The organism is Taibaiella soli (assembly GCF_003236175.1).
Classification (GTDB): Bacteria; Bacteroidota; Bacteroidia; order Chitinophagales; family Chitinophagaceae; genus QKTW01.
Genome location: NZ_QKTW01000006.1, coordinates 48,328 through 65,012 on the forward strand (window position 1 = coordinate 48,328; position 16,685 = coordinate 65,012).

Sequence of the window (16,685 nt, forward strand, 5' to 3'; positions counted from 1 at the left end):
TTTCACCAAAATAATTACAACAAAACATACCGCCTAATATCCCGTTCAAAAAAATCAAACGGCAACATTACTATTAAACTAAGACTTTTGCCTCTTAGTGCACTTACGAGAAAATTTTCTTGCAGACTGCGTGGCATGCTTCTACGCGAGCAGCTTTAAGCTTTAAGCGTTAAGCGTTAGGCCTTAAGCCCTGAGCTTTTAAAAGTCAGCTATTCGCCTTTGAGTTCTTATCAAAAAACGAAAAGATCTTCAACACAGCCGGCACGCCTGCACCAATCACCGTTACATACGTAATCAGTGTTGCATACACTTCTTGTTGCGACACCAACAGGAATGCCAGAATCGCCACAGTCACCAGCATCAGCGGTGTACGTAAACTTGCCCAGCTGCCGTTATCACGAATTTGTGTTTTAATCTTCATTGCTTCCGAATTACCAATAGCCGTAAGAATAAAATTGCGGAAACCTTTATTGAACAAACGCAGTGAACCATCCACATGCACGATAATTCCCTTACTCACCAGCAAACTCAGATTATAATCATCAAAAGAATTTACCAGTCCATCTTCCGCTAAATCGTACAACAGGAATTTCTCCTCTTTGGTCAACGATTGCCAGATGTACATGTAGAAATAATGCGAGGTCACCTGCAGTTTAAACGCCAGCGAATCCACATCATAGCCCGATGTGCCGTCTTGTCCGCCGGGAAAAGAATCAGCAGTTTGTATCGCAATCGCCTGCATCTCCTGTAAAAAATGCGTGTACTGCGTTTCGCGTTCCATCAGCTCATACCCTTCTTTTTGCGCCGTGGTTTTATAAACACGCAGCGGCATAATCAGAATACGGTAATGGCCCAGCAATACATGCCAGCGTTGCAGATCATGCCCCGGCTTGCCGGTAGATTCATCAGATGTTTGCGAATTCACGGAATCCAGGAAACTTACCGGGTGCACCGTAGACACAACAATAACCTTCGCTTTATACTGATACATCAAAGACTCCAGCAGGTTCAGTTTTATATTGTTGGTCTGCGCAGAATTGATATTGTATTCAAAATGATTAATGATAATCAGCTTGTTTTTATTGTCCATTATCTTCGCCACATGCTCCTTCCACTCTTTCCATTCCTGCGAAGTACCGTCCCCTTCTTCTATATCGGGAATCAGCAGCATGTCCGCAATAAACATATTCGACTCCTCCGGTTTACCTTCTACCCATTTGATCACCGTACTGTCCTTCCACCGCATTTTTCCGAGCTTAATTACTTCCAGTACTTTTTTCAATTTACCTGCACCCGGCGCGCCAATTATAAACAGTAAATTATTCAGTGTATTATCTTCCAGCATCCGCTCGTCAATACTACTCCAGGCCGAAGTATCCGGCAGATTCAACGCAAACAGCTTGCGTATGACTCGATAAATAATATAGTAAAAAACAACCATCGTCAACCCAAGCAGCATCCAGAACAAAAAACCTTTTCCATACCACAGCGGAATCTGATAAGTCAGATCGAGCGATCTCAGTTTAATGTATTGACCAGGAGTACGTGTTTTGATATAAGAAACTGTATTGTCATTTCCATTGCAAATGGTCAGCAGATTATTGAACAGAATAGAACGGTCATCAGAAGCAGGCTGATTAAAGGCATCTTCGCCCACTGCCAGTTCACTTTTATAAAAGCGGAACAACCGCAGCATTGCTATCGCAGCCAGGTCTTCCTGCTGATAATCTTTTGAAAGCGTTCTTATTTGCTGATCTGAAAGTGTACAAAGCGTGCAGGTGTCAATCCAGCAACTATCACTGTAAATGCCGGTAAATTTTTGAAGGTTCAGACTATCGTTTGAAAATGCTGCATGTTCCGGATACGTAAATTTTTGCATCAGCTGCTGTGCAAAATCATAATGTTTATACCGTACCGAAAGGTTTTGCTCGTAATTGTAACCAAACGTATAGAAGAATGCAACCGGCACACCGCTGGAGAGAATGAGCCGCGTGAGCAGCATTGCCGCAAAGCTTTGTGTGTAGCCCGCAGATTGTTTGGCAATACCCAGCGGACCTTTTGCTGATAATCTTTTCTGCCATCCGTCTTCTATCCAGTAAAAAATAAAAAAGCCGATCAGCGATAAGCCTTCGAACAAAAGAAAACAATTTCCCGGCAGGCCATTTCTTGAAATAATCGCTCCAATATTAATCAACAATATAAACGCAGCCAGCGACAGCACGGTCATCAACTTGTATTTATAATTATTGTGCTTGTTCTCTTCACGATATCTTTTAGCGTAAAGCAACGTAAGAAAAAGCGTACTGAACGTAACTGCAAACAAGAGTATAAACACATACTCCATAAAGCTCGTGCGCATAAAAAAACAACACAACAACGCAATCATAAAAAGATGAAAAAGCGCTGCCACCAGGTATTGCACGTGGAAAGAAATACGCGGCCCCACCCAGCTGGTATCGAAAAATTGCTTCTTGAAAAATGATCTTTTCGCTGCAACAAGGAAAATAACCAGCAACTGCAAAGTGAAGAACAGGAAGAAACAAACAAACATCCCAAACGTAAAACTGTACACTTCTATATCACGGGTATCCTTAAAATTCTTGTCCGCCATAATGACGATGTACATGGGATAAGCGCCCAGTTGTTGTACACGCACGATGTATTGCCGGCCTAAATATTTGGTTAGAAATTCATCATTGGTCCGGGCTTCTATGTTGCTACGCAAACGGTTTCCTTCCGAGAATTCGGTAAACAGGTTTTCATTAAGGTTATGTGTCTTATCGGAATGATACAGCACTTTGCCCGATTGATCGGTTACTGCAAAAAGGTAGCCTGCCGGCAAAATCACACTATCCAGACTGCGCACGGCAAATGACATGGCAGCAATTGTTTTCGCCGAGTCTGTAGTCATGCCGGACAATAAAGACATCACGCTGGTAAATGTTCCCGTCGTCCAGGAAGTCACCTGATCCAGATAGAACATCGAATCTGCATGACCATTGAGATGAAAACCGGTGCTGTCCGAAATCTCGCGATAGTAGCCTCTTTTCTGATAATCCCCATGCGGCGCATTTCGATCTTCTACTGTCCAGTTATAGGTTTCAAAGCCATTTTTATTCAGCCAGAACACTTGTACGGGACGAACACCTTTCATCAATGTATCCAGTTTCCCGAATGGAAAATCCCTATCCATCACACTATTGCTATTCAGCATTCCAGACGCTACGGTTGCTTTCCGAAGATTCACTAAATCACCTTTGCCTTTCTGCACCGTCATCAAACTATCTATTGCATACAGTCGGTTGTAGGTGTATGATACTTCGCGGTTAAATGAATTTTCAATCCGGTTGGCCAGCACTTCTTTTGAATCTGGAATGCACACAGGACGCACCGGCACGTTGTATTTAAAGAAAGCAAGAAATACGAGCGACATCAGCAGAATGGAAACAACAATCGTCCAAACGCCGTCCAGGAGCGTCACCCGATCCGGACCGCCCATATTAAACAACTTGATCCAGGGGAATGAAATGGTGATACCCAGTGCCACGGTCAGCAAAAACAAGACAATATTAAAAGGCAACTGGCTGCGTTCTTGTTGATATCGACTGTTAGACATTAACCCGCCGATCACCCATTGATTATTGGCATCAAAATATACCGGCTGCAAAAAAAGTTTATAAGAAACGCCACCAATCGTTACATTTTTTACACCGGAACCACCAATGCCGTTTTTCAGATTTAGAATAGAATCTTTTTCAAATTTCGCGAGCCCGGAAGGAAATGTTTCATACACGACGCGCTTGTTGCCAAATACTACATACTCGTCAAAAACATTTTCAGGCAACAACATTTTTATAAACTGATCAAACCGGAACCGCATGCTGATCACTTTATGTCCGGTGGCCACCGTACTGTCTTTCCTGATAAAGAACAAACTGAATTGCTGATTATCATCATCAACTTTAATGGTGTAATTACTGTCAGCGCGCTGGCGGAACGGGTTCAGACTGTCTCGTATCTGGCGTTGATCATGTAGTGCGAGCTTAAAATTATCGTCGGGATAATTGTCAATATATTTTTGAAGCTCCTCGCGATTTACATCTTTGCTATAATACGCCGTCAGCAAATTATTGATCAGCGCTACGCTATTATCTATTTTTTCATGAATGTTCTTGTCTACATTCTGCAGCACCCGAAAATTCTGCTTCTGAATATGACTTTCATTGGCCGGCAGGTAAAAAAAGAAATAACCCATGCCGACAGCAAGCACTACCAGCAATGTAGTAAAGGCAACCGCCTGCCTGCGATTTATGGAAAAGAATTTCATGGGTCTAAGACGCTCTGTATATTAAATATAAATAATATTTAATAAATAAAGAAACATAGCACTCATACAGACCTTGCATATACTGCGCAAGTACCCAATCCCACAGATGGTGAACGGAGCAGCACAGATCAGTTATAGATTGGCCAGGAAGGGGTATAAAGCAGCATAGTAAGCTTTTAGATTGCCACGTCATTCTTCCTCGCAACAGCGAAATGCCTTCGTCGTCCTGAACGAAGTGTAGGGATTAGCCGTGGTTTCCTTAAGCCTTGAACTTTGGGTTACTTTTGCTTCAAGGCAAAAGTGACAGAAAACACTTCTTTAAATTTGATTGAGCGGAAAATTTTTAATCTCGTTTTTGAAGTTCAATTGGTATAAAATTCTTTTGTCACCAGCGCCTATGACTCCGGTTCAGCCTGAGTTGCGTCGCACACCGCATCCACGGTGCTACTATTAAGCATTTCTCCGGTTATATGCTGACGTTGCACGAACGTCTCTACGCAACATTGGCGCACAAAAAAAGACGTTCCCACAAGAGAACGTCTCTAATAAAATATTTCCGAACATGATCAATCAACATAAGAACTGTCAATTGTCAACTGTCCATTGTCAACTGTCCATTGTCAACTGTCCATTGTCAATTAAGCTAGTCTTTCTGTTGTAAAGCTTCGCGGATTCTTCCTTCGATTTCTTCCATCACTTCCGGATTATCGAACAGGAATTGTTTCACCGCATCACGGCCCTGGCCAATTTTACCATCCCCGTAACTGAACCATGAACCACTTTTCTGGAGGATCCCCAGTTCCACGCCCATATCAATAACTTCACCTACTTTGCTGATACCTTCACCGAAGATGATATCAAACTCTACCTGGCGGAAAGGCGGTGCCACTTTGTTTTTCACCACTTTCACACGAGTACGGTTACCGCTCGCAACATCACCATCTTTAATCTGGCTGATACGACGGATATCGAGACGAACAGAAGCGTAGAATTTAAGCGCGTTACCACCGGTAGTTGTTTCAGGGTTACCAAACATCACACCGATCTTCTCACGAAGCTGGTTGATGAAGATACAGCAACAACCCGTACGTGCGATGGTCGCAGTGAGTTTACGCAGTGCCTGGCTCATCAAACGAGCTTGCAGACCCATTTTGCTGTCACCCATTTCACCTTCCAGTTCACCTTTCGGAACCAGTGCGGCTACAGAGTCAATTACCACTACATCTACCGCACCAGAAGAGATCAGACGATCTGCAATTTCCAATGCTTGTTCACCATAATCAGGCTGAGAAATAATCAGATTATCTACGTCTACACCCAGTTTACGTGCATAGCCAGAATCAAAAGCATGTTCCGCATCAATGATCGCACAAATGCCGCCTTTTTTCTGAGCTTCTGCAATTGTATGAATAGCGATGGTTGTTTTACCAGAAGATTCAGGACCGTAGATTTCAATAATACGGCCGCGCGGAAAACCGCCAACGCCGAGTGCAACGTCCAGACCGAGCGAGCCCGTACTGATGACGTCCATTGTGTCTTGCTGCTTATCGCCCAACATCATTACCGATCCCTTACCGTAGTCCTTTTCTATCTTGTCGAGCGCGAGCTTTAATACTTTCAGTTTGTCTTCTACTGCTGCCATGATTAATACTTATTATAAAATATCTAAGAAAAATTTTACCAAATATACTGGAAAAAACAGCTTAGCGGTGTTAGTGAAAAATTCTTTTTCCACCTTTGTGCATTACGCCTGAAAGCGTTGACTGATAAGGTTTTGCTGTAATTTTCATGCAAGATAAAATCAATGCTTGCACTGTATCTGCACGCATTCTCAGATATTAATCTTTCATTGAAGCATCAACCAGTTTCGCCCTATGATTGGCAACTTTGACCAGCCTCCTGAAATTGTATTTATCCTCTCCCAGATAGCAATATACTTTCGCTCCGGAAGGCAGTGTTGCGGCTGAAAATAAAGGACATTTCAACAGACAGTTATATAGTTTTTGCTCTATTTTCTTTTTTAATGCCGGCGGAATTTCAAAATCACCTGTGCTTTGAGGCGAAGCTATCGAAACCTTTACCTGCATTGGCGCCATTTGCGATGCATTAGACTCCATCTGCACATCATCACTCAGCTTATACAATGGGGTATAATCGAAATAAATAAGTTTACCTTTTTTATCAATAGTAAGGTTGGCCGTATGAATACTATAAAGACCATCGGGCAAAGAAGAGAAATCTGAGGCCATCTGCTTAAAAAGATAGGCCGTCATATCCTGATAGCCTTTCATTACCGGCCGTGATGTCGATTCAAAAAAAGTAGATTTATATACTTTTTCTCCATTTACCTGCGCAGGTATTGCATTAGCATACATTTTATTCCCGGCAACCATTACCGGGTCTTTGTCGGAAAAGGTTATTGTATTGCCGTTAAAATTCAGAACAGAATGCGCGGGATTTTTTCCATAAGTAACCTGCGCCGTGCATTGATTAGAAACAAAAAGAAAGGAAATGCCCAGAAGGAGTTTTTTCATGGGTTGTAGCGGTTAAAGGTGAAAAATTACTATTCAGATATTAAAGATAGGGGAAGCCCTTTTTACGCAGATCGGCCTAATTCACAAAAGACTGTTATAAACATAATGATTCTACGCAAAATATAGGCGTGCTTACGCTCCGGTAGCCGCTTTCGCAATTTGGTCCAATGCATCCAAAAATTGCGCCAGATTACTTTTCCAAAGCCGCTCATTGTCGAAAAAATAAAGTGTTTGATCGCTGTGCCCTTCTACATAGCAACCATAACATTCTTCAATAGGCAAAGTCGTCAAATCATCGCCCATTCCGTCGAAAACGAGCTCCAACGTTATGCCTGGATAATTCGCATGTCCGATCTTCCAGATAGCCGAAATATAAAAATCATTATCGCCTGGCAATTCTTCAACGGCCCATTTCCGTATGATCAGCTGCTCGCCTAGTTCTTCCAGATGTTTCAATGCCATAGATACCTAAAGATATTGACGCAGCCATTTCCTGGCATCTGCTTCATTGGCAAATGTTTTCATCGGAATACTCGGCGGATTCAGCTTGAAAAGAAAATTCATGATTACCGTTCCCAGGCCCGATTTAGAGATCATGGCCATCGCTGTGTAGACGCCAGGCAGGCCTTCGGCCACCAACTTACGCGTTTCTTTATCGGGCACCGGCGATTTGCAGATATAAACCATCAACGGGACTTTCTTACCTCCGGAGAATTGGCGGATCGCTTCGAAGTTAGCATTACAGTTTGCCACTGTACGTTTAGGAGGTTTGGAGATTGAAATCAAAATACCTGATTCATCAAACCAGTAAGTACCTAAATCAGTTTCCGTAGTAACGGCGTTGGCCGGTGGTTTTACCATACAGTTCTCAATGATACGTTCGAAATTAATTAAAAAAATCAAGGCCCTTAGACTGGCAGCACAGTAGCAGTTCGCTCAATCGAGCTACCGTCGGAGGCCTGGAGTCATCGGGCTCCGACTGCCTTTTTTTGCTTACTTTTTTGGGCAAGCAAAAAAGTAAGGATTCGAAAGTTGATTAAAGTACTACAAATAAATCAAGCGACGATGCTCGTTTAACGAACAACATCCACACAACTTGAGGTTGTTTGATTATCATTTCCTTGCAGTAGTGTAGCTGCATAACTTCTCGAAAACCCGAATATTATGCGATAACAACAAAAGCCTTCCCGATATATCGGGAAGGCTTTTGAAATATTGTGAAGCAGATACTTACACTTTGAAGTGTGAGAATGCTTTGTTGGCTTCTGCCATACGGTGAGTATCTTCTTTCTTTTTGAAAGCACCACCTTCACCCTTAGCTGCTGCTACGATTTCGTTAGCCAGCTTGTCAGCAATTGTTTTACCGTTGCGCTCGCGGCTGTAACGGATCAACCATTTCATGCTGAGGGAGATTTTACGATCCGGACGAACTTCAGTCGGGATCTGGAATGTAGCACCACCGATACGACGGCTACGAACTTCAACCGCAGGAGTTACGTTAGAAAGTGCGCGTTTCCACACTTCATAACCTTCCTCGCTAGTGATTTGGCTCACTTTATCGATTGCATCGTAAAATGCGCTCAGAACCACTGTTTTATTACCACCCCACATCAGGCAGTTCACAAAACGGGTAACATTTTTATCGTTAAATTTCGGATCTGGTGCTAATGGAAGTTTCTTAGCTTGTGCCTTTCTCATTTTAAATGATTGGCTTTAATTACTTAATTAAAAATTATTTTTTCTTAGCTTTTTCTTTCTTAGTACCGTATTTAGAGCGGCTCTGTTTGCGGTCTTTTACACCCGCAGTATCCAGTGCACCGCGCACAATGTGGTAACGTACACCCGGAAGATCCTTAACACGACCACCGCGGATCAGTACGATACTGTGCTCCTGCAGGTTGTGACCTTCACCCGGAATATAAGCGATAACTTCTACCTTGTTTGTGAGACGCACTTTGGCTACCTTACGAAGGGCAGAGTTTGGTTTTTTTGGTGTTGTTGTGTACACACGTGTACATACACCACGACGTTGCGGACAAGCATCCAAAGCACGAGACTTTGACTTGGCGCGGACTTGCTGACGACCTTTACGAACTAATTGTTGTATTGTAGGCATTGCTTACCGTTAATGTAAATTAAAATTTGGACTGCAAAGGTAACCCACTTTTACAATCTACCAAAATTTTCATGCTATTTTTTCAAAAAAAGTACGTCATAACTCAAAGAAAATGAAACCCGTGCAATAAAGTTAATATTTTACATAATATGTATTCTATTGATCGCTTTTCGCTATTCTATTGAATTAGAAACTTTTAATAAACGGGGGAAATCGCCGATTTCTGATGCCGGCATGAAGTCAAAACTCACAAATAAAAAGTCAAAAACCTGTTTTATTTAGGTTTCCCGCAAAGACGCAAAGGCGCAAAGTTCCCCTCGACATACCGGAAGTTCTCTTCCTTTTGAAGGTTCCTCGCAAAGACGCTCCTTCAAGGATGAGAATGCTTAGTACATACTCTCCTTCTGCACATCCCCCACGCTTTTGTGGTATTTCGCTTTCATAAAACTGTCCACAACCGAATTATAGCCCATTATTCCGTCATTTACCGGACAGCCCAGTGAAATCACACTGATTTTGTAGCTAGACTGCATCGCTGCAACAAACTGAGGTTTTGGTGCGGCAATTCCGAAGGAATAATATTTTACCTGATTGTTTTTGATGTCTTTGCGTGCAGCAGCAGCGGTCGGAGGAACCGATTGTGCCTGTTCTGTTTTTTTTACTGTCGTTTTTTGAGCCGCTTTTTTTGTTTTACAAGAGGCAGAAATAGCAAACAGACTCGTAGCGAGGATAAAAATGCTTATGTAGGATTTCATATTCAATTGTTGATACATCAGACAGGATGCAAGTTTTAATTTAATTCCATAAAATCATAGCTGGACAAAATGAATCGCAGCTTCGGCACCGAAAGCGGCCCTCACCCTTTCCGGATGTGTATCTGTCAGCAGAACCTGCCCGAAACCCTCGCCGCGGATAATCCGGAGTAAAGCCTCAATACGGTTCTGATCCAGTTTTTCAAAAATATCGTCCAGCAAAAGAATTGGTAAATGTCCGAGGACTTTACTCAGGTAAGCGTATTGTGCCAGTTTCAAGGCAAAAAGATAGCTTTTTTTCTGTCCTTGTGAGCCGAATTGACGGATCAACGCATTTTCAAGCACATAAGCCCAATCATCTTTATGAATACCACGCGTAGTGCGCTGCAGGCGAAGATCATTTTGCAGGCTTTCTTTCAACCATTGCAACATTGGTTTCTGTAAAAGATCTGATTCATAAATCATTTTGATCTCTTCCCTGCCGCCGCAAAGCTGGTGATAATACGCATCGAGCAAAGGCAGGAATTCAACCAAAAATAATTTCCTTTTCTGGTGAATGTATTCGCCGTGCATGGCCAATTGATCATTGTAAAAATCTAAAGCGATACTGTCCGTCGATGGATTCTGGAATTGTTGTTTCAGCCAGGCATTGCGCTGCTGCAACACGCGCTGGTATTGCATCAGACTCTCCAGATACACTTTATCCGTTTGCCCGAGAATGCTGTCCACCCATTTCCGGCGTTCCTCTCCCCCATTGTTGATCAACTCCAGATCATCCGGAGCAATCATCACAGCTGCATATTTTCCAATGTATTCCGCAACACGGTCGTATTCCACGCCGTCACATATCAATTCTTTTTTCCCTTGTTTCCATTTACAACTCACTGTTTCGGTTTTTCCGTCCTTTTCAAAAACACCCTCCACCCGGAAACCGTCCAAACCAGTTTGCACCACATTTTGCTGATAAGCGGTAAAATAACTTTTGGTATAGCATAAATAATACACAGCATCAAGCAGATTCGTTTTTCCACTACCATTTGGACCTGTAATACAAGTCACTGGCTGTGAAAACTCGAAATTCCCGGTGCTATAATTCCGGTACTGGATTACAGATATTTTACGAATGGTTGTCAAGCAGATACTGGGGGAACAAAACTTTTTATAAATTCGCTGCAAATTTAGAAAAACCGTGCAGACTCCATTCGGAAAAGAAACATATCTATACTGGTACGAACTGATGCTCTTATTGCGTCGCTTTGAAGAAAAAGCAGGACAGCTTTACGGCATGCAGAAAATCCGTGGCTTTTGTCACCTTTATATCGGCCAGGAAGCCGTGGCAGCAGGTCTGATGACTGCTATCAACGACAACGACAATATCATTACTGCTTACCGTGATCACGGTCTGGCTATCGCAAAAGGCATTCCTGCAAAGGAATGTATGGCCGAACTGTATGGTAAAGCAACCGGTTGTACCAAAGGAAAAGGTGGTAGTATGCACTTTTTCTCTAAGGAAAAACGCTTCTTCGGCGGACATGGTATCGTAGGTGGCCAGATTGGTCTGGGTGCCGGTATTGCGTTTGCGGAACAATACCAGGATACCAGCAACGTAACGTTCTGTTTCTTCGGTGATGGCGCTGCTCGTCAGGGTATGCTCCATGAAACGTTCAACATGGCGGTATTGTGGCAGTTGCCGGTAGTTTTCATCTGCGAAAACAACCACTATGCGATGGGTACATCAGTAGAACGTACATCTAAAGTACTGGATATCTACCGTCTTGCAGACGCGTATGACATGCCAGGTGACTCTGTAGACGGTATGAGCTGCGAAGAAGTACACAAAGCGATTGACCGCGCTGCGCGTCGTGCCCGTGAAAAAGGCGGACCAACTTTCCTCGAAATCAAAACTTACCGCTACAAAGGCCACTCTATGAGTGATCCTGCGAAATACCGCACAAAAGAAGAAGTAGAAGAATATAAAGAACAAGATCCGATCAACCATGTACTGAAAACGATCACTGACAATCAATGGGCTACAGAAGCTGAAATTGAAGCGATCAACGAAAAAATACGTCAGGAAGTAGAAGAAAGTGTAAAATTCGCAGAAGAAAGCCCTTGGCCAGATGTGAGCGAAGTTTATAAAGACATATACGTAGATCAAAATTATCCTTATATTGTCGACTAATTTTTTTGTGGCCTGTAGTTGAGCGGTGGCTAAAAAAGCCCGTTTCTCTGCAAAACATAAATCCAAAATCATAAATAAGTAAAGTAAAATGGCGAACACTGCTCGTACAAAACCAGGTGCAGAACCAGCAATCGTTGATGAAGGAAGCAAAGCCTTAGACAACCTTCAGCTCAAATACGAAATGAACAAAAAACGCATCAACACGGCGATTGCAGTTGTGGTGATTGCGGTAGTAGGTTTCTTTGCTTACAATAAGCTCTACAAGGAACCACAAGAAGAAAAAGCAGCAAACGCAATGTCTTTTGCGCAACGCTATTTTGAAGCTGACTCTGTAAATAAAGCACTCAATGGCGACGGTCAACACGGCGGTTTCCTGAAAGTGACAAAAAAATACAGCGGTACAAAGTCTGGTAACCTGGCGCACTACTATGCTGGTGTATGTTATCTGAAAATGGGTGATGCGAAAAACGCCATCAAAGAACTGGAAGACTTCAACGGTAAAAACACGATTGTAGCTTACATGGCTTGGGGCGCACTGGGTGATGCTTACATGGAAACAGGCAATACTAAAAAAGGTATTGAATCTTATCAGAAAGCAACCGGCGACAAAGACGATTTCGCTGTAACACCACTTTATCTGCAACGCCTCGGCATTGCTTATGAAATGAGCAACCAGCCGGAAGAAGCTAAAAAAGCTTATATCCGCGTTCGTGATGAATTCCCTCAAAGCATGCAGGCTCGCGATATGGACAAAAACCTTGCTCGTCTGGGTGTGCTGAACTAATATTATTTGCACGCAATAAAAAAACCATCGCAGAAACGCGATGGTTTTTTTATTGCTGATTGAAGATTTTTGATTTGCGATTGGCCCATTATTTCGCAGGATATCCGCTGCCATCGACATGACCGCACTATATTATTATTTACGCAACACGAGCAACTATCAACTGAAGTTTTTGTTTTTGAATTTTGACATTTGACTTTTGACAAAATGGGCCATTGACCATTCACCATTAAAATCTATTTTTGACGCTTGTTATGGCACAATCACAACATAGTACATCACTGCTGGATATTTCAGCTTTAAAAGAACTCGGAAACGCTCGCGTAGCCGTTGTTTATACAGAATGGAACGATAAAATTGTAGCGGCACAAATGAACGGCTGCAAAAAAATCACAGACGAGACCGGCGCTGAAATCGTAGCGGAGATTGCCGTTCCCGGTAGTTTTGAAATTCCATTTGCCTGCAAGCAACTGTGGGAACACTATGCCGGTAAAGAAAATGCACCCGAGGCAATTATCGCTTTTGGCGCAGTGATCCGCGGTGGTACTCCACATTTTGAATATGTTTGTAAAGCAGTAACGGAAGGTATTACGCAACTCAACCTGACATTGCCCGTTCCCGTGATCTTTGGTGTGCTTACTTTGGATACCGAAGAACAAGCCTGGGAACGCCTCGGCGGTCCACATGGGCACAAAGGTGAAGAGGCTGCTATTACAGCGCTGAAAATGATTGCGAATACTCGTAAACTTAAAGCTTAACGCCAAAAGATTAAAGCAGCAAACGCTTTGAGTATGCTTCGACTCCGCTCAGCATAACAACCGATTTGAGATATGGCAATTGTCACCATGAGCTACTCAGCATGACAAAAGAGCTTAACACTCAGACTGATAAACACGAGCAAGCTTTGCACTTTCAGCTTTAAGCCTTCAGCCATTTTAAAATTACAAAAGAGAAAAACATGCATAACGTACAGCTTTTTATACCGTGTTTTGTTGATCAGCTTTATCCTGAAACAGGCATGAATATGGTTCGTGTTTTGGAGAAACTGGGCTGTAATGTGCACTACAATCCGAAGCAAACCTGTTGCGGCCAGCCTGCATTCAACGCCGGGTACTGGGATGATGCCAAAGCGGTTGCTACTAAATTCCTCAATGATTTCGATAAAGACTTTTATATCGTAGGACCAAGTGGTTCCTGCACGGGATATGTACGTAATTACTTCGAAAAAATGTTTGCCAATTCTGCCGAACATAACCTTAGTAATAAAGTACGCGGCTATATGTACGAGTTCACAGAATTTCTGACTGACGTACTAAAAGTAGAAGATGTGGGCGCGGTGTTTCCAGGAAAAGCCACCTACCACGATGCCTGCGGTGCGCTGCGCGAATGCGGCATTAAAGCGGGTCCGAGAAAATTACTGGATAACGTAAAAGGACTGGAAGTGGTGGAAATGAAAGAATGTGAAACCTGCTGCGGCTTTGGAGGTACGTTCGCTGTGAAGTATGAACCAATATCTATTGGCATGGCGCAAACTAAAGTACAAAGTGCATTAGACGCCGGTGCTGAATACATGATTTCTACGGATGTTTCTTGCCTGATGCATATCCAGGGCTACATCGAGAAGAATAATATTCCGATGAAGACGGTGCATATTGCAGACATTCTTGCCAGTGGTGAATAGTGAATGGACGATGGTGAATGCTTGTCAAACGTGAAAAGTCAAACGTCAATAGCGTAATGATTTTCCCACATGTCCTTGCGACAAAGAAAGCAAACCATGCTAAAAAATGTACTAGCGTTTGTCATGTCGACGAAGGAGACACCCCGCGAAATAAAGGCTTCGACTCCGCTCAGCCTGACAAATAAAGATTATAAAAAGAAACAGCCGATCAGAATCTGATCGGCTGTTTCTTTTGCGTTTAAATATCCTTGTTGGCTTAGTCCTGCATTTCACGAAGCCTTGTGACAAACGCAAGTAAAACGGTCACAAAATTGACCATTCACGTTTGACCATTCACCATTGACCATTCACCACTAAACCAGTTCCGCCTTCATCGTGATGCTGCCGATAGCGCCGTAAGCTTTTGACACCGGGCAATTTTCTTTAGCATCAGCAGCAGCGGTCTGCAATTGTTCGTCAGTGAGACCCGGAACTTTCGCTTTTACAGTCAGTGCACTTTCAGTGATCACACCATTATCCAAAGAAATTTCACAGTTAGTGGTGATTTCATCAGGCGTAAAACCTGCAGCGTTGAGTACGAAAGTCAGTTTCATAGTGAAACAACCTGCGTGTGCAGCCGCCATCAGTTCTTCCGGATTCGTACCCACACCGTTTTCAAAACGGCTGCTGTAAGAATATTGTGTTTTATTGAGCACAGTGCTTTGAGTGGTCAGGTTACCAGAACCTTCTTTACCAGAACCGTTCCAAACGGCAGTAGCGTTGCGTTTCATAAATGATCTTTTTGTTTTCAGATTTACGGTAAATTAATAAAAAGAATGCCATGATGAAACGTCTGCCCGAAATTTCACGGAAATATCATCATCAGAATAAATGATACCTGCGACGTGGCACCTGCCGCACTATGTCCTTCAACGCCATTCCCAGTTCAGGGAATTCAAAAACAAAACCAGCTTCCGTTAACCTTGTGGGAAGCACCCAACGGCTTTTCAGGATCAGTTCAGCTTCCGTGCCGATGAGCCGGGTACCGATCTGCAGCATCCATTCAAATGCCGGTAGTCCAAAGAGATGACCGCAGGTGCTTCGCAAGGTTTTCATGAACACATGATTTGTTACAGGGTTAGGGGCTGAAACGTTGTAAGTACCTTCCATGGCTTCATTTTCGCAGATATATTCCACCGCGCGACAAACGTCCGCTATGTGCACCCAGCTATACATTTGCCGGCCACTGCCCTGCCTTCCGCCAAGACCAAATTTTGCAAGATTAAAATAAGGAATCATGACGCCTCCGTTTCCCAAAGTGATAGCGGTTCGTAGGGCAATTTTGCGGGTTTGCGGTGTATGCTGATCATAAAAAGTTTGTTCCCATTGTTTACAGACCTGCACAGAAAAATCATTTTCAATTTCACCGGTATATTCATCCTGCGGGCGATCTTCTGCGTGGCGATAAATAGTAGCAGACGCGGCATTAATCCATAGTTTGGGGGGATTTTCCACACTGTTTACTGCACGGCCCAATACCTTTGTTGCATCCAGACGACTTCTGAAAATTTCCGCTTTGTTGGCTTCATTGTATCGGCAATTCACAGATTTGCCGGTGAGATTAATCAATACATCGGCGCCGTTCAGGTATTTTGCCCATTCACCCATATTTATTCCATCCCATTTTACCGTACGAATTTTGTCTCCAACTACTTTTGTGCCATAGGCATTATTTTCCCCAGGCAACTGTCTGGACAGAATGATGATTTCATTGTCTGCTACCCATCTTTGAGCCATGGCTTGCCCGATAAAACCTGAACCTCCAGCTATTATAATTTTCTTTGCGGTAAACATTGGATAATGTGATTAATGTGGGAAATGTGGTGAATGCCAAATGCTGTTAATCAGAATGCTTTCTCAACGAAATTCCTCGCGTTTGATGAGACGTTTGATGTTCGTAATTTCACGAATAGTGATCACGAAATACCAGAGCTCTACATAGAATGCCAGAAAGAACAACACCGGCACTACAACGAAAAGTGTCATCCAGAAAATAATCATGAAGAAAAACACGGCGATGGCGCAGGGAATAATGATATACAGAAACCAGCGGCCAATGCTTTTCCGTTCATCAGACAAATAACGCTTATTTACGATCAGGCCATTTACGATGTAGCTAACGATCTGCACTTTTAAAACAACAAGCAGCGCAAGCGTCATCAAGCCAGGCGTACCATGAATCAAAGCCAATATTGCCGGAACAATCACCGCTAGTACCTGCGCCCAAAAATCAATTCGTTTAAAAGGAAGCAACCATTTCATAATGGAAG

At 43.0% G+C, this 16,685-nt stretch carries 16 protein-coding genes; 4 read left to right on the forward strand and 12 right to left on the reverse strand.

Features of this window, described 5'->3' with window-relative positions; all coding sequences use genetic code 11:
* Positions 1-205: 205 nt before the first annotated feature.
* The 9 genes from DN068_RS03760 to recF all read right to left on the reverse strand — a co-directional run bounded on the left by DN068_RS03760 (position 206) and on the right by recF (position 10,863).
* A complete protein-coding gene (locus DN068_RS03760; RefSeq protein ID WP_110997556.1) occupies positions 206-4,327 on the reverse strand; it encodes a PDC sensor domain-containing protein in 4,122 nt (1,373 codons plus the stop codon).
* A gap of 643 nt (positions 4,328-4,970) precedes the next feature.
* The gene (gene recA / locus DN068_RS03765) at positions 4,971-5,969 is read right to left on the reverse strand and encodes a recombinase RecA (protein ID WP_110997557.1); all 999 of its coding nucleotides are present in this window, start codon (positions 5,967-5,969) and stop codon (positions 4,971-4,973) included.
* A gap of 196 nt (positions 5,970-6,165) precedes the next feature.
* Positions 6,166-6,861, reverse strand: a complete 696-nt coding sequence (locus DN068_RS03770; RefSeq protein ID WP_110997558.1) for a hypothetical protein — start codon at positions 6,859-6,861, stop codon at positions 6,166-6,168.
* Positions 6,862-6,993: 132 nt separating this feature from the next.
* Positions 6,994-7,323: a hypothetical protein gene (locus DN068_RS03775; RefSeq protein WP_110997559.1), complete on the reverse strand. Its 330-nt coding sequence runs from the start codon at positions 7,321-7,323 to the stop codon at positions 6,994-6,996.
* A 6-nt stretch (positions 7,324-7,329) separates the two neighbouring features.
* On the reverse strand, positions 7,330-7,722 hold the full coding sequence (locus DN068_RS03780; protein WP_110997560.1) for a DUF7793 family protein: 393 nt from the start codon (positions 7,720-7,722) through the stop codon (positions 7,330-7,332).
* Between the two features lie 369 nt (positions 7,723-8,091).
* Positions 8,092-8,559 carry a 30S ribosomal protein S7 gene (rpsG, locus tag DN068_RS03785; RefSeq protein WP_110997561.1) on the reverse strand — a complete coding sequence of 156 codons (468 nt, stop codon included), beginning with the start codon at positions 8,557-8,559 and terminating at the stop codon, positions 8,092-8,094.
* 34 nt (positions 8,560-8,593) lie between these two features.
* The gene (gene rpsL / locus DN068_RS03790) at positions 8,594-8,977 is read right to left on the reverse strand and encodes a 30S ribosomal protein S12 (RefSeq protein ID WP_110997562.1); all 384 of its coding nucleotides are present in this window, start codon (positions 8,975-8,977) and stop codon (positions 8,594-8,596) included.
* A gap of 386 nt (positions 8,978-9,363) precedes the next feature.
* A complete protein-coding gene (locus tag DN068_RS03795; RefSeq protein ID WP_123985227.1) occupies positions 9,364-9,732 on the reverse strand; it encodes an FEKKY domain-containing protein in 369 nt (122 codons plus the stop codon).
* Positions 9,733-9,786: 54 nt separating this feature from the next.
* Positions 9,787-10,863: a DNA replication/repair protein RecF gene (recF, locus tag DN068_RS03800; RefSeq protein ID WP_165836270.1), complete on the reverse strand. Its 1,077-nt coding sequence runs from the start codon at positions 10,861-10,863 to the stop codon at positions 9,787-9,789.
* 55 nt (positions 10,864-10,918) lie between these two features.
* Between recF and pdhA the strand changes: the two genes are divergently transcribed.
* The 4 genes from pdhA (at position 10,919) to DN068_RS03820 (ending at position 14,376) form a co-directional block, all read left to right on the forward strand.
* Entirely contained in the window at positions 10,919-11,911 is a 993-nt protein-coding gene (pdhA, locus tag DN068_RS03805; protein WP_110997565.1) for a pyruvate dehydrogenase (acetyl-transferring) E1 component subunit alpha, read from the forward strand.
* A gap of 88 nt (positions 11,912-11,999) precedes the next feature.
* Positions 12,000-12,695 (forward strand): tetratricopeptide repeat protein, encoded by a 696-nt coding sequence (locus DN068_RS03810; RefSeq protein ID WP_110997566.1) that lies wholly within the window; start codon positions 12,000-12,002, stop codon positions 12,693-12,695.
* A 254-nt stretch (positions 12,696-12,949) separates the two neighbouring features.
* Positions 12,950-13,453, forward strand: a complete 504-nt coding sequence (gene ribH / locus DN068_RS03815; protein ID WP_110997567.1) for a 6,7-dimethyl-8-ribityllumazine synthase — start codon at positions 12,950-12,952, stop codon at positions 13,451-13,453.
* Between the two features lie 200 nt (positions 13,454-13,653).
* Complete coding sequence (locus DN068_RS03820; protein ID WP_110997568.1) at positions 13,654-14,376, forward strand: (Fe-S)-binding protein; 723 nt, start codon at positions 13,654-13,656, stop codon at positions 14,374-14,376.
* Between the two features lie 353 nt (positions 14,377-14,729).
* Here the strand turns inward: DN068_RS03820 and DN068_RS03825 are convergent, their stop codons facing one another.
* From DN068_RS03825 to DN068_RS03835, 3 genes are all read right to left on the reverse strand, one after another.
* Positions 14,730-15,146: an OsmC family protein gene (locus DN068_RS03825; RefSeq protein ID WP_110997569.1), complete on the reverse strand. Its 417-nt coding sequence runs from the start codon at positions 15,144-15,146 to the stop codon at positions 14,730-14,732.
* Between the two features lie 91 nt (positions 15,147-15,237).
* Positions 15,238-16,209: a TIGR01777 family oxidoreductase gene (locus tag DN068_RS03830; protein ID WP_110997570.1), complete on the reverse strand. Its 972-nt coding sequence runs from the start codon at positions 16,207-16,209 to the stop codon at positions 15,238-15,240.
* 63 nt (positions 16,210-16,272) lie between these two features.
* Positions 16,273-16,677 carry a hypothetical protein gene (locus DN068_RS03835; RefSeq protein WP_110997571.1) on the reverse strand — a complete coding sequence of 135 codons (405 nt, stop codon included), beginning with the start codon at positions 16,675-16,677 and terminating at the stop codon, positions 16,273-16,275.
* Positions 16,678-16,685 lie beyond the last annotated feature (8 nt).

Excerpts from the sequence above, each read along its gene's own strand:
- DN068_RS03760 (WP_110997556.1), bottom strand. The coding sequence starts at position 4,327 with ATGAAATTCTTTTCCATAAATCGCAGGCAGGCGGTTGCCTTTACTACA.
- recA (WP_110997557.1), bottom strand. The coding sequence starts at position 5,969 with ATGGCAGCAGTAGAAGACAAACTGAAAGTATTAAAGCTCGCGCTCGAC.
- DN068_RS03770 (WP_110997558.1), bottom strand. The coding sequence starts at position 6,861 with ATGAAAAAACTCCTTCTGGGCATTTCCTTTCTTTTTGTTTCTAATCAA.
- DN068_RS03775 (WP_110997559.1), bottom strand. The coding sequence starts at position 7,323 with ATGGCATTGAAACATCTGGAAGAACTAGGCGAGCAGCTGATCATACGG.
- DN068_RS03780 (WP_110997560.1), bottom strand. The coding sequence starts at position 7,722 with ATGGTAAAACCACCGGCCAACGCCGTTACTACGGAAACTGATTTAGGT.
- rpsG (WP_110997561.1), bottom strand. The coding sequence starts at position 8,559 with ATGAGAAAGGCACAAGCTAAGAAACTTCCATTAGCACCAGATCCGAAA.
- rpsL (WP_110997562.1), bottom strand. The coding sequence starts at position 8,977 with ATGCCTACAATACAACAATTAGTTCGTAAAGGTCGTCAGCAAGTCCGC.
- DN068_RS03795 (WP_123985227.1), bottom strand. The coding sequence starts at position 9,732 with ATGAAATCCTACATAAGCATTTTTATCCTCGCTACGAGTCTGTTTGCT.
- DN068_RS03810 (WP_110997566.1), top strand. The coding sequence starts at position 12,000 with ATGGCGAACACTGCTCGTACAAAACCAGGTGCAGAACCAGCAATCGTT.
- ribH (WP_110997567.1), top strand. The coding sequence starts at position 12,950 with ATGGCACAATCACAACATAGTACATCACTGCTGGATATTTCAGCTTTA.
- DN068_RS03820 (WP_110997568.1), top strand. The coding sequence starts at position 13,654 with ATGCATAACGTACAGCTTTTTATACCGTGTTTTGTTGATCAGCTTTAT.
- DN068_RS03825 (WP_110997569.1), bottom strand. The coding sequence starts at position 15,146 with ATGAAACGCAACGCTACTGCCGTTTGGAACGGTTCTGGTAAAGAAGGT.
- DN068_RS03830 (WP_110997570.1), bottom strand. The coding sequence starts at position 16,209 with ATGTTTACCGCAAAGAAAATTATAATAGCTGGAGGTTCAGGTTTTATC.
- DN068_RS03835 (WP_110997571.1), bottom strand. The coding sequence starts at position 16,677 with ATGAAATGGTTGCTTCCTTTTAAACGAATTGATTTTTGGGCGCAGGTA.